A 14,232-nucleotide genomic window follows, 5' to 3' on the forward strand; every position below is an offset into this window, starting at 1 on the left:
CCCTTCTACGGTGTACCCACAATGAGCGTCGCCGACCTCGCCGGCACCTCTATCGAGAATTGGTTCTGCAGCTGCATCGTCCCGGCCTGAGAGAGTCGGTTCGTGCTGTCGAACCGGTACACCTCGCCTTGGCGAAGAGACGTCCCCGCCACCTTCATATCCATGACTTTCGGAGCCGTATCCTTGTTGAAGAGCAGCATGTAAAGCTTGCCGTCGGAGCCCTGAATCGAGTAGGCGCCTACCATGTCGACATGGCTGCTCTCGGTTTTTACACTATCGCCTTGAACTCGGCTGCCCTTTCCGTCATAGTCCAGGTACAGCTTAAAGGCATCTTCGACTGGCGTGTTCGCCAGCGGCTGTCCCCAGCGTGTTGCCAGATCGACGCCCTCCCGGCCGAAAATCGCCATCGCTTCTGCCTGCGCCAGCCCGCTGCTGATTCCGCGTCCGTTGCCGAAGTTGTACTCCGTTATTGCAAGCTTCGTCCCTGGTGCCGTTTTGTTAATGATCTCTTTCATCCGCGGGATCAGATTCACCGGCTCGCCGATCCACGAAGAGCTGTCGCGGAAGGAAGGGTCGTAAAGCGCTTTGAGTGATTTTAATCTTCTTGCAGCCACCGAGCTCGATTCGTCCGTCGTAATCGCTACGCCCGCTTCCGTCGGATAATAATGAATATCGAGGTAATCGATCAATCGCGTACCGCGCTGATTCTCATAACCTCTCACCTGTTCCAAGAACCATTCCAGGAAGGGCTTGCCGCCATGACTTTGCCTGTCGGGTCCGGAGGAGCAGCCGTCCGCCGCCGAGTAGAAGTAGGCGCACCAGCCCCAAACGACCGGTCCGAAAATTTGACTGTCGGGATCTTTATCCTTAATTGCTTGTCCATAGGCTTGAGTATATCTCCAAATTTCATCATACGTCGTTTTCTCCGGATGAATGTCCCGGTGCGTGTACGGCCAAAGCATCGGCTCATTATCCAGCGCGTAGTAATTCACCTTATCGCCTACGCGGCTTTGGATATGGTCCATCCAGCGGGTAATGAAGTCGGGACCGACCCTTTTGGACGTATCGTTCGGATCGTTGCCTGTTATGGGTTGCCCGTCCGGCGACACGCCGTTGCCTGCATCCGGGTTGCACCACCAACCGCCATACGAGCACTCCGTTTGCTGCTGCGCCCCGTATTTGTTCACGGAGAAGCCGACTCTTACTTGACGATCCTTCGGCGTCAAGCCGATCGTCGGCACTTGCAGCAGCATTTTACCGCCGTCACCTAAGGTTTGGTCGATCAGCCGGTCGGTTCTCGAGCCGTGCGGGAGCGTCTCATTCGGACTGATTTCCTTCGGCAGGTTCATATAGAACCAATCGGCCGCATGATTCTGTACATTGGCCTCCCAGTTGTAGCGCGTGGCGGCATTACCGCCCCAGCGGACAACGGGATATTGGGTGAAGGAGGACACGTCCTCCGGGGGAATCTCCTCATAATTGACGCCGTAGATGTCGGGATTAACAGCTCTGCGATTTTGCGTCGTATCGATCTGCACACTCACGTTGGTGACCGGAGGCTTCGGATTCTGGATCCGGTCTTTAAAGCGAAGCAGCTTCACATCATCCAAATACACCGCCGGCTGCTCCTTCCAGTCCCAGGCCTGGAAAACAAAGGAGTCGAAATAGCCGTCTGTTAAACCGAGGTCGGAGAGGCGCACTGTAACCTTGGTCCACTCGCCGGCTTTAATCCCGTACGGCAAAATATCATCGAGCACAACCGAGCCGAGAATACTGTTGCCGTCCTGAACGACAAAACGAAGCTTTTGTCCGCCCTTATCGCCCCCATGCACGTAGAACTCATAGCCATAGTAATCCTGCACGGCATACGGTTCGTCATGATTCAGGTACACACCCGTCCAGTTGTGCGGCTGGAAACGGATCGAACGCATCCCCGAATGAACCACGGAGCTATTTTGAAGATCAACCTTCCCCCAGCTCCAGTTGTCGTAATTGCTTTGCAGCTGGTCGTCATAGACGGTTTCCGGCAGCGCCTCGATTACCTTCACCTCGAGCTGCGCCTCGAAGCTGTCATAGGTGGCGGTAACCACACTGGTTCCCGTACGATGTGCCTGCAGAACGCCCCCGTTTACACTGACAACATCCGACTCGGAGGAAGCCCAGTACACCGCATGCGTGACACGCTCGGAATACCCGTTATCAAAATTCGAGGTAACGACAGGGAGCTCGGAGTTCCCGTTGTACATCAGCAGAGAGGTGCGGCCGAAGGTGATATCTTTGCGCTGCGGCTGCTGATACACTTCCTTGGTCAATACCATATCGTCCAAATACAGCTTCCCCTGCTCCTGATCTCCGCGTCCTACGAATAGGAAGCCGTCGAGGATGGTGTTCGGCACCGGGAGCTCATCGAGCGGAATCGTTACCTTTTCCCATAGGCCTGACTGGATCGTTCGATGGCTCAGGTAATCGTTCAAATCGATGGTGACTACCGGATCGCCGCCTGCCTGGAAAATCAAATTGACCTGCTGACCTCCCGTTGTACCGCCGTGAATCCAAAACTCGAGCGTTGTGTATTCGTTGGTGCTCAAGATTCGATCCTTGTATAAATACAGACCCGCATTCCAGCCGGGCTGCAGCATCATCGCGTACACGTCCGAGTGGACCGTCGCTTGTTCCGTCAAAGAATGCGAACCCCAGCTGTAATTGTGAAACCCGGCATTCAGCTTGCTGTCAAAAACCGTAAGCTGCTCATAAACCGGAGCGGGCGGCTTGTTCGAAACAGGCACGCTTTCAAATAGAAGACTCACATCGTCTATGTATACGTTCCCCTGCTGACCCTGACTTTTGTCCCTGAGCAAAATGCCGTCATAGACGCCGTTCGGGATGCGCAGCGGCGTAAGATCGATTTGCACCTTTTGCCATGCGTCCGCCTGAAGCCCGCCGCTCTCTAAATACTGGCTCAGGTCCACCTTCGCCACCGGCTCACCTCCGGCCTGAATAACAACGTTCATTTGCTGCTGTCCCTGCCCGCCCCCGTGAATCCAAAATTGCAGCGTATTCAGCTCGGAGACGAGGAGCGGCTCCTGACTGTACAGGTATAACCCCCCGTCGAAGCTGGGGTTGAAACGGATGGAGCTTGTTCCCTGATGTACCGTCTTTGTTTCCTCTAGCGAATGCTCGGCCCAGCTGTGATCCGCAAATCCGGCGGCAAGACCGTCCGTATAAACGGCCTTTTCATTTGTAACGGCTGCTCTTACCTCCTGAACGCTCCAAGTCGGGAGCAGACCTGTCAAGCTTAAACAAATAGCGAGACATCCGGCTGCAACCCGGCGAAGTCTTTGCTTCCCCTTGATCATGATGATTCCTCCCCTTCCGGTAAACTGTGCAGCGTTAGGTCCGACCTGCGACCTACTTGACTGCTGTGGATGCCCTCATCTTAGAACAGCACCACCGTCAAAACAAGTGTGTTTCGACACAGTTTTGCAGATTGTGACAGTCATGCATGACACGGTCACAGGTAATAGTAGTCATTAGATCCCATATAAAAAACATCCCTCCAGCGCAATGGCCAGAGGGATGTTTGGAGAGAATGCTAGAATTTATACGATGTGTTTTTCCAGCTGCTTGATATGGTTTTCTGCGGAATGGCGGATACGTTCGATTAGCTTGCGGCTTGTATCATCCAACTCCTGCTGAAGCAGCTTCTCCGATTGCTCGATGCCCATGCGCTCGCCCTTTATCGCTTCTTGGATGAGCTCGGCCGTTTCTTCGCTTACGCCTTTCCATTTGTTGCTGATCGTGCCTGCAATCGAATCAATAAGTCCGGGTCCGTCCGCGGCGGTTCCGTTTAAATTCTGGATGCGTTCCGCCAGATCGGCTGCTTCCTTCTTGTGGCTTTGCTGAATGTCCTGAAAGGCCCGCTTTACTTCAGGGCTCTTCACATGCTGGATGTACGTCTCATAGCTATGTACTCCCATATAAACACCCTTCAAATAATCGTTTAGCATCGTAACGGTTTTGTCCTTCGTCGCTTGCATGCTGCCAGCCCCTTCCGTTGTAGTCTCCCGTAGTATTTGGGAAAATACGTCACATTATTCCTCTTGAAGGCCGGCTCGGCAGCTTTAGGCGACTATGCTATGCTACGTAAACAGGTAGCTGATGTAAATCATGAGCAGGAGACCGAACATAAAGGAATAGGTCGAGGGGCGTTCATAGCCGTGGCCGTGGCTTTCCGGGATCAGCTCCTTATAGACGATGAACAGCATGGCGCCGGCCGCGAAGGCGAGTCCGTAGCCGACAAGCGGCTGAATGTAGCTAGCCGTGAAGTAGCCGACGACGGCAGATACCATTTCCATAAGTCCGGTCAGCGTGACGATGAGGAACGATTTCCATTTTGTCACGTTTGAGTTCAGCAGGAAGACGCCAAGCACCAGCCCCTCCGGCATATTCTGCGCCCCTATAGAAATGGCGACCATCGGCCCCAGGCTCTCGTTCTGGCTTGCGTAGCTGAATCCAGTGCTGAGTCCCTCCGGTATATTATGAATAAAAAGAGCGATGATGACGAGCAGTGATTTCGCATGGAACTGGCTGACGCCCGAATCATTCTCAACGTCGATATGGGGAATATTCTTCTCGATCCTGTCCAGTACGACGAAGCCTAATATGAAACCGACGGATAGTGCGAAGATACCCGCTTCCTTAATCGCCTGCGGCATCAGGCCGAAGGTGCTCGCGGCAACCATAATGCCTGCCGTGAAGGCGATAAGTACGTCCTTCCACTTCTCGGATAGCTTCTTGACGAATAGCAGCGGTACGGCGCCCATCACCGTGGCCATCGCCGAAACGAAGCTGCCCAGCAGTGCTGTCTCCATAGGAACCTCCTCTGGTCTAAGATGGTAAGGGTATTATACCATAATTATGCATATGCAAGCGCCCGGAGAACGGGAAGCGCCTAGGCGCAAATTTGCGGCACATCCGACGGTTTCTGGCATTCCAGCCGCATTTCTGCCGCTGTGCACTCACGCGCCATCAGGCGCTCCCACACGGCATGCAGTGGCACTTTCGCCGCTATTTCCGCGGTTTCACGCACTCTCGCCGCTTCCAGCCGCATTTCTGCCACTACTGGGCACTCACGCGTCCCATCAGGCGCTCCCACACGACATGCAGTGGCACTTTCGCCACTATTTCCGCGGTTTCACGCACTCCAGCCGCTTCCAGTCGCATTTCTGCCATTACTGTGCACTCACGCGTCCCATCAGCCGCTCAACACGGCGCATGCAGTGGCACTTTCGCCACTATTTCCGCGGTTTCACGCACTCTCGCCGCCTCCAGCCGCATTTCTGCCATTACCGTGCACTCACGCGTCCCATCAGCCGCTCAACATGGTATGGAGTTTAGTAGAGGTCCCTCATTACCTCTTGTACAATAATCACAAACGTGGTAACATTGCACACATATATTAGGCAGTGAAGCACACGCCGCTCTACCCAAACGTAATCGTTTGTGGTGAAGCGGCGTTTTTTATTTGACCAGGGGAGGTACGTAGCCATGTCAACGTTCGAAACGGCCCATACGCAGTGGCTGGCAGCGCATCAAACAGCTCGCGCGGGAGAGAGATTTCGCCGATTGGTGGAGGGGCACAGCCATGCGGAGCAGCTATTCCTAGAACAAGTGTGGTATCCCATCTTTCAGCATTTGGAGGATCTGCATCCGGAGTACGAGGTGGGCGATTACAAGGAGGGCACACGTTTCCTGGATTTCGCCTTTCTACGTGCACCGATTCGGTTAGCGATTGAAATCGATGGATACGGCCCCCATCTTTCGAAAATCAGCCGGTGGCAATTTTCCGATCAGCTCATGCGGCAAAACAGCCTCATCATCGAAGGCTGGCAAATCCTAAGGTTCTCCTACGACGATGTGAAGGAACGCCCCAAGCTATGTCAACAGCAGCTGCTTCAGCTGATGGGAAGACGTATGGCTCAGCGCGGCAGCACCACCACTACAAGGCTGAACCCAACGGAGAAAGAGATTATCCTCCATGCCTTGGACAAGAAAAAAGACCTCCGGGCAAGCGACATCATGTCGCTGCTGGAGGTCAGTCGATACAAAGCTTGCCGCATCCTTAGGAAGCTGCATCACAAAAACATCCTGCGGCCAAAAGGGACCGGAGCCAAGCGAATCCATCGCTATCAGATAAACACCGATCAGCTTTCTGACTACACTCTATAGTAGTCGCCTCTCCAGCTCTTAATGAGCTTCTTGATGTCGCCCGGCGACAGCTGCTCTTTCACTGCCTTGTCACAGAGAGCCGGAAACTCCTGATCGCTTGCGAAACGTAGAGCAATCAGCTGTTTCAGTGTAATACGGGAATCCAGCCACTGCCCCGTCAATCGGAAGTACCGTAAATTCTCTTCGGTCCGGATCAAACGATCCTGCACTTTTACACCGAATGACCGGGACAACGGGATAAGCAGCATCACCATCACGGACAATCCGACAATCACTAACGGCTCTAGAAGCCGATCCCCGCTCCTCAAGCTTCCTAGAGCATACACCAGGGACGCAATCGCAACAATGAGACCTAACGGCATGAGAAAATAATGCACTACCGGCACGATCTGACGATGATTCGCGTAGCTCTGATTTGGCTGACTCATGAATAATCCTCTCCCCAACTAGAATGTATTATTCCCATTTAAAGGACAAGCTCGCAATAATAAAAGCAACCGCCATCCAGCCGCCGAGCAGCGCCGCTTCGGGCCATAGGGTTGTCAAGTCCGCCCCTACGTTCATCACTTGACGGAGCGAACCCGACAGATGGGTGATCGGCAGCAGCTTTACAACAGGCTGAAGCAGCTCCGGCATATTTTTCACCGGGAAAAATACGCCTCCGAGGAACAGCAGCGGGAACGAGATGAAGCCCGCAATCGGCCCTGCGCTCTCCGGCGTCTTGGCAAGCCCGGCTACGATGAAGCCGATGGACATGAAGGTCAGCGTACCGAGTACGACGAACAGGATCAATAGCCACCAGGAGCCGTTCACCTGCGTATCGAAGAACAGGTATCCCACGAGCAGCACCGCAATGGCCTGAAAACCGTTCATGATCAAACGAGATGTAATTTGTGCGGCGATGAACGTGGAGGCCTTCAGCGTGGTCGACTGCATCCTGCGGAGAATCCCCCGTTCCCGCCACGCGGCAATTTGCCCGGCGACGCCGTTCAGGTTGTTGGACATAATCATCATCGCCACAATGCCCGGAACGAGGAAATCGATATACTTCAAGTTAATCGATTGAATCCCCTTCGGCTGAACAGTAACCCACTGCTTGTACTGAGTGAGCTGCTTGCTCACGTTATCCGCGGCTGTCTGGACGAGCTGCATCCCGAGCTGGGAATTGGTCATGTTCGTTTCGTCATAATACACCGTGACCTGAGCCTCTTTCGCCGTACCCGCGGCGGCCCCTGCCTTTACCGTCGCGACGGCATCTCCATATCCCTTCGGGATGACCACAACGAGCTGGCGGTCACCCTTCTTCAGCTCATCCAGAGCCGCGGCATCGTTCTCCAGCATCGTCACATCCAGCACCAGCTGAGCCTTCAACGATTCGATAAACTGGGAGGACGCTGCGCTGCGGTCCTGATCAATTAATGCCGTTGACAGCTGCACCCCGCCGCCGTTGCCCAGAAACGAGCCCAGCGCAACCATCAGCACGATTGGAAACACAAGAGTAAAAAACAGGAATGACCGGTTCCGGGAAAAAATGCGCAGCTGCGCCATCGTAAGCTGTATATATGCTCTCATGCTTCTCGCAAGCTCCTTCCCGTCATCTGAAGGAATACATCCTCCAAGGTTGCCGATCGAGTCTGAAGCTCCTGGAACTTCAGCGTCTCCCGCTCGGTGAACTGAATGAATTCAAGCAGCGAGGTCTGCAGGTGATCGGTATGCAGCACGAACACCTCGTTGCGCCGTTCGGCTCGCTTGACCTCTCCCAGCTCTCCTAACCGCTTCAGCAAACGATCGATGTCGCTAGGATCCTCAGGAAGCTCGGGCAGCCGGAACTCGATAGCGCTGTCCGACTGCAAGCCGCTCACGAGATTGCGCGGGGTGTCCAGGGCAATGATCTCGCCCCTGTCCATCAGGCAAATGCGGTCGCACAGGACATGGGCTTCCTCCATGTAATGCGTAGACAGCACGACCGTCTTGCCAGCCTGCTTCAGCTTGAGAATGATATCCCACAAGGTGCGGCGCGCCTGAGGGTCTAAGCCTGTAGTCGGCTCGTCCAAGAATACCACCTTCGGATCATTCAAGAGCGCCAGTGCAATGGCAAGCCGCTGCTTCTGCCCGCCGGAGAGTCCTTTTACCCGGGAATTCGCCTTATCCGTCAGAATCATCTGCTCCAGCAGCATATCCACCGAGAGGGAGCGCTTGTAGAAGCTGGCGTACATGTTCATGATTTCCTTCACCTTCAATAGCTCGAACAGCGAGGTCGACTGCAATTGAACACCGATGACCTCCTTCACTCGGTTCAGCGCAGTCTGCGTATCAAAGCCGGCTACCTTCGCTATACCGCCGTCCGGCTTACGCAGTCCCTCGATCATTTCCATGGTTGTGGTTTTCCCCGCGCCGTTCGGTCCGAGCAGCCCGAAGACCTCGCCCTGCAGCACCTGAAAATGAATCCCGCGTACCGCCATGAAATCACCATAACGCTTCACAAGGCCTTCCACCTCGATAATCGGCTTTCGTCGGTCCTCCTCGGACAAAACAGCCGCGCCTAACCCCTCGGTATTCATCTGTCCCACTCCTATCATTTCACTCTAGAATATTTTCATTTCGGTACTATTATGCTTAAAAAATCCGCTTTCCAAGCAGCACCCTTGTGCCGCCGAGAAAAGCGGGTTACTCACGAAGTTTCCATGTGCTTCTCCATCTTGTTAAAGAGCTCCAGCAAGATCATACGCTCCGCTGGAGTGAGCGATTCCAGCATAGCTCCGGCAAGCGTCTCCATATGCTTCGGAAAGCTCTCCATAACCTCACGGGCCTCTTCCGTCAGCGTGATCACAAAGCTCCGCCGATCTCCCGGATCGAGATTCCTCCGGATGAAGCGTTTCTCCTCCAGACTGTCAAGCAGCCGGGTCAACGTACTGGGGCTGATATCCTGCATCTGCCCTGCGATCTCCTTCACTACGAGCGGGCCGCGTTGGTGCAGCAGAAGAAGGATCGAAGCCTCGTGCCGATTCAGGTCACAATTGCTTTCGAACGCCTGGGTGCACTTTTTCAGCTTCTGCCCGATGAAAAGAATAAACTCACGCACCGAGCAAAGCTGCTTCGGGTCAATAGGGGAAGACATACGGCCATCTCCCTCCTTCTTAGAAGACTAATTTCATTATGGTAGTACCTGAAGTATACTTGAACGGGATCCCACTGTCAAACGGATGGCTCATCCTGCAGATGCACCCAACGCTCTCCCACCCAAGTGTCAATCTTCGCCCATTCGCCTCGTACCTCAGCAGCCCAAACCGTCTGCGGACTCAAAGATAACGTCGTTCGCAGCATGCGGCCCTCCACGAGCTCGAATAGCCGGGCAGGCTGACTTAGCACCATTTCTCCCTGCATGTCCAGCGGCTCTCCTTCTACGGGTTCGGACAAGTACTTGTTGATGCCCGTGGCAAGCCCTTGCGCCATTCGGCCTACATAATCCGGGTCGGACAGTAACTCATCCTCTCTGGGATTGGACATAAAGCCCATCTCTACAAGGATCGTCGGCACCTCCGACCAGTTAAAGCCGCTGAGATCCGTACGTGGCACGGCACCTCGAGAAACTGCGCCGGTAGCAGCAATTACCTCGGGGAGTACAACCTCCGCCGCGCGGCGGCTTTCTTCATGGATCCCGCCTGTATACTTATTCAAGCCAGGGTAAAGCATCGTCATGCCCTGCGTCTTGGATGAGCTGTCGCCATCGGCGTGAATTCGCACCGCCAGGTCTGCGGCTGCGTCATTGCATACTGCCGCGCGCTCCCGATTCGAAAGATTCACCTCGTGCACCTCGCGGGTCATTACGACCCTGTAGCCGTATTCCTGCAGCCGGTCGCGGAGCAGCAAGCCCGCATCCAGATTGACCGCGTACTCCGGCCTCTTCGTTTTCACCCCTGCCGTTCCCGAAGATACCTTAGGCTTCGTTTCCGCAGCACCGGGCCCTATCGGCTCATGTTCATTATTTCCCCGAAGCTGATGCCCCGGATCGAGACAAACCGTTCGTTCCTTTTGAGGCGCCGCTTGTGCTTCCCATCCCGACTCCAGCCCTAACAGGCCTATGAAGCCAATAAGGCATACTATCCTTCCCAGTCTTCCCGCTTGCCCGCCACGCTTCATCCCAGCTCCAACCCTTCCGCATAACCGTATCTTTCATCCATTCGCCATCATATCTCATAAATCCTACCGACAACAAGAAAAGCGGCCTCTACAGGCCGCTCCCTCGCATACGTCAGCTATCCATAAAATCCTTCAGTCTTCTGCTGCGGCTTGGATGTCTCAGCTTCCTGAGCGCCTTCGCCTCGATCTGACGAATCCTCTCACGGGTAACCCCGAAAACCTTACCCACTTCCTCCAGCGTCCTTGTACGGCCGTCGTCCAAGCCAAAGCGCAGGCGCAGAACATTTTCTTCCCGCTCCGTAAGCGTATCAAGAACCTCCTCGAGCTGCTCTCGAAGCAGCTCGAAGGCCGCGGCATCCGCCGGAGCCAGCGCGTCCTGATCCTCGATAAAATCACCGAGGTTCGAGTCGTTCTCTTCCCCGATCGGCGTCTCCAGCGATACCGGCTCCTGAGAAATCTTCATGATCTCGCGAACCTTCTCTTCGCTTAATTCCATCGCTTTCGCGATCTCCTCCGGCGTCGCCTCCCGACCGAGATCCTGCAGCAGCTGTCTGGACACACGCACCAGTTTATTGATCGTCTCAATCATATGTACGGGAATCCGAATCGTCCTAGCCTGGTCGGCGATTGCACGGGTGATAGCCTGGCGAATCCACCAGGTTGCGTAAGTACTGAACTTAAACCCTTTGCGATGATCAAACTTTTCCACCGCCTTAATCAAGCCCATGTTTCCTTCTTGAATCAAATCGAGGAACAACATGCCTCTCCCGACATATCGTCTTGCGATACTCACAACTAGCCGCAGGTTCGCTTCGGCAAGTCTGCGCTTCGCCTCTTCATCTCCCTGTTCGATCCGCAGAGCCAGCTTTACTTCCTCCTCACCGGAAAGAAGCCCGACACGTCCGATCTCCTTTAAATACATGCGAACCGGATCATCAATCTTGATCCCCGGAGGTAAGGTTAGATTATCCAAGTCGAAATCCGTGTCAGCAGGAGCCCCCTCTTGCTGTTGTTCTCTGCCGTTATCCGCAGCGTCGCTAATGTCAATGCCTTGTTCGATGAGCTGCTCAAAGAAATCGTCAATCTGATCCGGGTCCTGTTCAAAGGGAGCCAGCTTCTCCGTTATTTCTCGGTAGGTCAACGAGGAGCGCTTCTTCCCCAGCTCTATAAGTTGCTCTTTTACTTGTTCGAGAGTCGGCTTTGTTTGCAGCTCCTCACGTTGATCGTCAGTCATAATTCATCTCCCTTGCTCGTGAGTCATGGTGATTCCAGTTGACAATACCACGGTACTATGCTAATCTTAATATAGATAATTATGCACGTAATACCACCAATAATATACTAATCTTTATTGTACCAAATTTATTTTTTCATGACAACACTTTTTTTCACGAGATCAACAAAGCTGACTCCTACATCGTAGGGTCGGCTTTTTTTGTTTCTTCGAATGGCAAAAATGGGACGAGCCCGCAAAAATTTCTGTTCACATATCCCCCCTCTCCTCGAATATAAATAGTAACAAGCACTTTTTTCATATTATCGTTATTTTGCCTTTCATCCAGGAGGTGTCTCCCATGACAGAACCGCTATTCACCGTATCCCGTGAAGATTGGTCCCTGCACCGCAAAGGCTATCAAGATCAAACTCGACATCAGGAGAAAGTGCGTGAGGCCGTAAAGCAAAATTTGCCGGATCTCGTGTCCGATGAGAGCATTATTATGTCTGACGGCAAGCAAACCGTCAAAATCCCGATCCGAAGCTTGGATGAGTACCGTTTTCGCTACAACTACAACAAGAGCAAGCATGTGGGTCAAGGCGACGGAGATAGTCAGGTTGGCGACGTACTAGGAGTCGATCCCCAAGCGGCCAGCGGCCCGGGTAAAGGCGAAGGAGCGGGAGATAAAGCCGGCGAAGACTATTATGACGCGGAGGTCGAGCTGGAGGAGCTCCAGTCGATGCTCTTCGAGGAGCTGGAGCTCCCGAATTTGCAGAAGAAAGAGAAGGATAACGTCACTTCGAAGGAAATCATTTTTAACGATGTCCGCAAGAAGGGGATTATGTCCAATATTGATAAAAAGCGCACGATCCTCGAAAATCTGCGCCGCAACTCGCGGGAAGGCAGCCCCGGCATCCACGGGATCAGCCCCGATGACCTTCGCTTCCGCACCTGGGAAGAGAAGATCACGCCGCAATCCAATGCTCTGATATTGGCCATGATGGATACCTCAGGCTCGATGGGCTCCTTCGAGAAGTACATTGCCCGCAGCTTTTTCTTCTGGATGACCCGGTTCCTGCGAACCAAGTACGAGAAGGTGGAAATCGTCTTCATCGCACATCATACGGAAGCGAAAGAGGTCACGGAGGAGGAGTTCTTTACGAAAGGCGAAAGCGGCGGAACCATTTGCTCTTCGGCCTATCAGCTTGCCGTTGACCTCATCGATCGCAGGTATCCCCCGAGCCGTTACAATATTTACCCGTTCCACTTCTCCGACGGCGACAATCTGACCTCCGATAACGAGCGCTGCGTGAAGCTGATCGGCGAGCTGGTCAAGCGCAGCAATATGTTCGGCTACGGAGAGGTGAACCAATACAACCGCAGCAGCACGTTAATGTCCGCATATCGCAACATTCATGATCCAAAATTCGTTCATTACGTTATCCGGGAAAAGGGCGAGGTATATAAAGCGCTCAAAACCTTCTTCCCGAAAAGCGGTGAACTCAAGGCAGCTACTAGATAAAGTTTGTCTAAAGAAATGCCGAAGGTTCTATTTTGACGTCGAATTATAGGCTATAATGTCAATAAAATGAAGCGATTCAGTAAATGAGGCGGCTGTGGATATGGACAAAAAAAACAAAGCTTGTGCAAAGATCAGGTTTGACAGTAGAGAAGAAGCGACGCATTTCGCCAACGGCATGAAGATTACCATCACGAACGATCTGGAAGCTTACCTTTGCAGCATTTGCTCCGGGTGGCACATTCGGATTAGCGGCAAAGGAAATAAGGATTCCATAGATACAGCCCTGTGTTCATAACACGGGCTGTTTTTTTATGATTTGATACCAGGCAATCGTTCCTCCAAGGCTCGGATCATATCCGCGTAAGTATCCCTTAGCTCCGCCATGGTTATCAGCTCCGGAACATTCTTTCGTTCCTCCTCCGAATGCTGCTCCAGCACACTCCCCAGTCCTTCGAAATTGAACTTGAGGTCCTTATAGGTTTGGTCCAGCTTCTCCAGCACGACACCAATTAAAGATGCATATTGCTCCAAGAGAGTTCCTCCGTTTGGTTACTATTTTGAAAATACTATCAGCCATTATGATCTTCATTGTAGTATACCGGATAATGATCAACAACTCTTAAAAATGATTCAACATTACAAGGACCAAGCACTGAAAATGCAGTACAACCTCGGCCTCAGCAAAATATACGAGCTCGACATCAACTCCGTCCCCTTCTACGCCTTCCTGCTGGACGGCAACTCCCTCACCCAGAACAAGCTGATCGTAGCTCACGTACTCGCTCACTGCGGTTTCTCCAAGAACAATGTCCGCCTCTCCAAAACGAACCGCAACAAGGTCGAAAACATGTCCGCCACTGCCGAGCGCATCAAGCAATACGAGATTCAATACAGGACGGAGGAGGTCGAGCACTTCATCGACGCCGTGCCGGCCATCCAGGAGCATGTCGATCCGCTGATCAGAAGCCGTTTCACCGCTAGTGCGAGAAACGAGATCCCCGCAACAACCAGCTAGAGGGAAAAGCCGGAGCGCCAATTCGGCTATGAAGATCTGTGGAAATGCTAACGCAAAATAAGCTCTCCACGAATGATCAGGGATCGTCGGAGAGCTTTCTTATTGCTTATT

At 53.2% G+C, this 14,232-nt stretch carries 13 protein-coding genes and 1 pseudogene; 4 read left to right on the forward strand and 10 right to left on the reverse strand.

Annotated features, from left to right (window positions below):
• Positions 1 to 5: 5 nt before the first annotated feature.
• From RAC89_RS06310 to RAC89_RS06320, 3 genes are all read right to left on the reverse strand, one after another.
• Positions 6 to 3,356, reverse strand: a complete 3,351-nt coding sequence (locus tag RAC89_RS06310) for a glycoside hydrolase family 44 protein (protein ID WP_306612500.1) — start codon at positions 3,354 to 3,356, stop codon at positions 6 to 8.
• Positions 3,357 to 3,599: 243 nt separating this feature from the next.
• On the reverse strand, positions 3,600 to 4,037 hold the full coding sequence (locus RAC89_RS06315) for a DUF2383 domain-containing protein (protein ID WP_306612501.1): 438 nt from the start codon (positions 4,035 to 4,037) through the stop codon (positions 3,600 to 3,602).
• A gap of 102 nt (positions 4,038 to 4,139) precedes the next feature.
• Positions 4,140 to 4,871, reverse strand: coding sequence for a ZIP family metal transporter (locus RAC89_RS06320; protein ID WP_306612502.1), 732 nt, complete (start codon positions 4,869 to 4,871; stop codon positions 4,140 to 4,142).
• Between the two features lie 676 nt (positions 4,872 to 5,547).
• On the opposite strand from RAC89_RS06320, the gene RAC89_RS06325 reads away from it, so the two are divergent.
• The gene (locus tag RAC89_RS06325; protein WP_306612503.1) at positions 5,548 to 6,228 is read left to right on the forward strand and encodes a PDDEXK family nuclease; all 681 of its coding nucleotides are present in this window, start codon (positions 5,548 to 5,550) and stop codon (positions 6,226 to 6,228) included.
• Here the strand turns inward: RAC89_RS06325 and RAC89_RS06330 are convergent.
• From RAC89_RS06330 to rpoD, 6 genes are all read right to left on the reverse strand, one after another.
• Positions 6,216 to 6,656 (reverse strand): DUF6526 family protein, encoded by a 441-nt coding sequence (locus RAC89_RS06330; RefSeq protein ID WP_306612504.1) that lies wholly within the window; start codon positions 6,654 to 6,656, stop codon positions 6,216 to 6,218. The two genes, RAC89_RS06325 and RAC89_RS06330, sit on opposite strands and share 13 nt — an antisense overlap.
• Positions 6,657 to 6,684: 28 nt before the next feature.
• Complete coding sequence (locus tag RAC89_RS06335; RefSeq protein ID WP_306612505.1) at positions 6,685 to 7,800, reverse strand: ABC transporter permease; 1,116 nt, start codon at positions 7,798 to 7,800, stop codon at positions 6,685 to 6,687.
• Entirely contained in the window at positions 7,797 to 8,789 is a 993-nt protein-coding gene (locus RAC89_RS06340; RefSeq protein WP_306612506.1) for an ABC transporter ATP-binding protein, read from the reverse strand. The genes RAC89_RS06335 and RAC89_RS06340 overlap by 4 nt, the downstream gene beginning before the upstream one ends.
• A 110-nt stretch (positions 8,790 to 8,899) precedes the next feature.
• On the reverse strand, positions 8,900 to 9,346 hold the full coding sequence (locus RAC89_RS06345; RefSeq protein WP_306612507.1) for a MarR family winged helix-turn-helix transcriptional regulator: 447 nt from the start codon (positions 9,344 to 9,346) through the stop codon (positions 8,900 to 8,902).
• Between the two features lie 77 nt (positions 9,347 to 9,423).
• Positions 9,424 to 10,368 carry an N-acetylmuramoyl-L-alanine amidase family protein gene (locus tag RAC89_RS06350; RefSeq protein WP_306612508.1) on the reverse strand — a complete coding sequence of 315 codons (945 nt, stop codon included), beginning with the start codon at positions 10,366 to 10,368 and terminating at the stop codon, positions 9,424 to 9,426.
• 112 nt (positions 10,369 to 10,480) lie between these two features.
• Positions 10,481 to 11,602: an RNA polymerase sigma factor RpoD gene (gene rpoD, locus RAC89_RS06355; RefSeq protein WP_306612509.1), complete on the reverse strand. Its 1,122-nt coding sequence runs from the start codon at positions 11,600 to 11,602 to the stop codon at positions 10,481 to 10,483.
• Between the two features lie 340 nt (positions 11,603 to 11,942).
• On the opposite strand from rpoD, the gene yhbH reads away from it, so the two are divergent.
• A complete protein-coding gene (yhbH, locus tag RAC89_RS06360; protein WP_284641289.1) occupies positions 11,943 to 13,106 on the forward strand; it encodes a sporulation protein YhbH in 1,164 nt (387 codons plus the stop codon).
• Between the two features lie 100 nt (positions 13,107 to 13,206).
• Positions 13,207 to 13,401 (forward strand): hypothetical protein, encoded by a 195-nt coding sequence (locus tag RAC89_RS06365; protein ID WP_306612510.1) that lies wholly within the window; start codon positions 13,207 to 13,209, stop codon positions 13,399 to 13,401.
• A gap of 14 nt (positions 13,402 to 13,415) precedes the next feature.
• On the opposite strand, the gene RAC89_RS06370 is transcribed toward RAC89_RS06365, so the two are convergent.
• On the reverse strand, positions 13,416 to 13,637 hold the full coding sequence (locus RAC89_RS06370; protein WP_306612512.1) for a hypothetical protein: 222 nt from the start codon (positions 13,635 to 13,637) through the stop codon (positions 13,416 to 13,418).
• 121 nt (positions 13,638 to 13,758) lie between these two features.
• Here RAC89_RS06370 and RAC89_RS06375 point away from each other — a divergent pair.
• Positions 13,759 to 14,067: pseudogene (locus RAC89_RS06375) on the forward strand (SpoVR family protein); the annotation flags it as partial.
• Positions 14,068 to 14,232: the final 165 nt, after the last annotated feature.

Source organism: Paenibacillus sp. GD4 (assembly GCF_030846225.1).
Lineage (GTDB): Bacteria > Bacillota > Bacilli > Paenibacillales > NBRC-103111 > Paenibacillus_G > Paenibacillus_G silviterrae.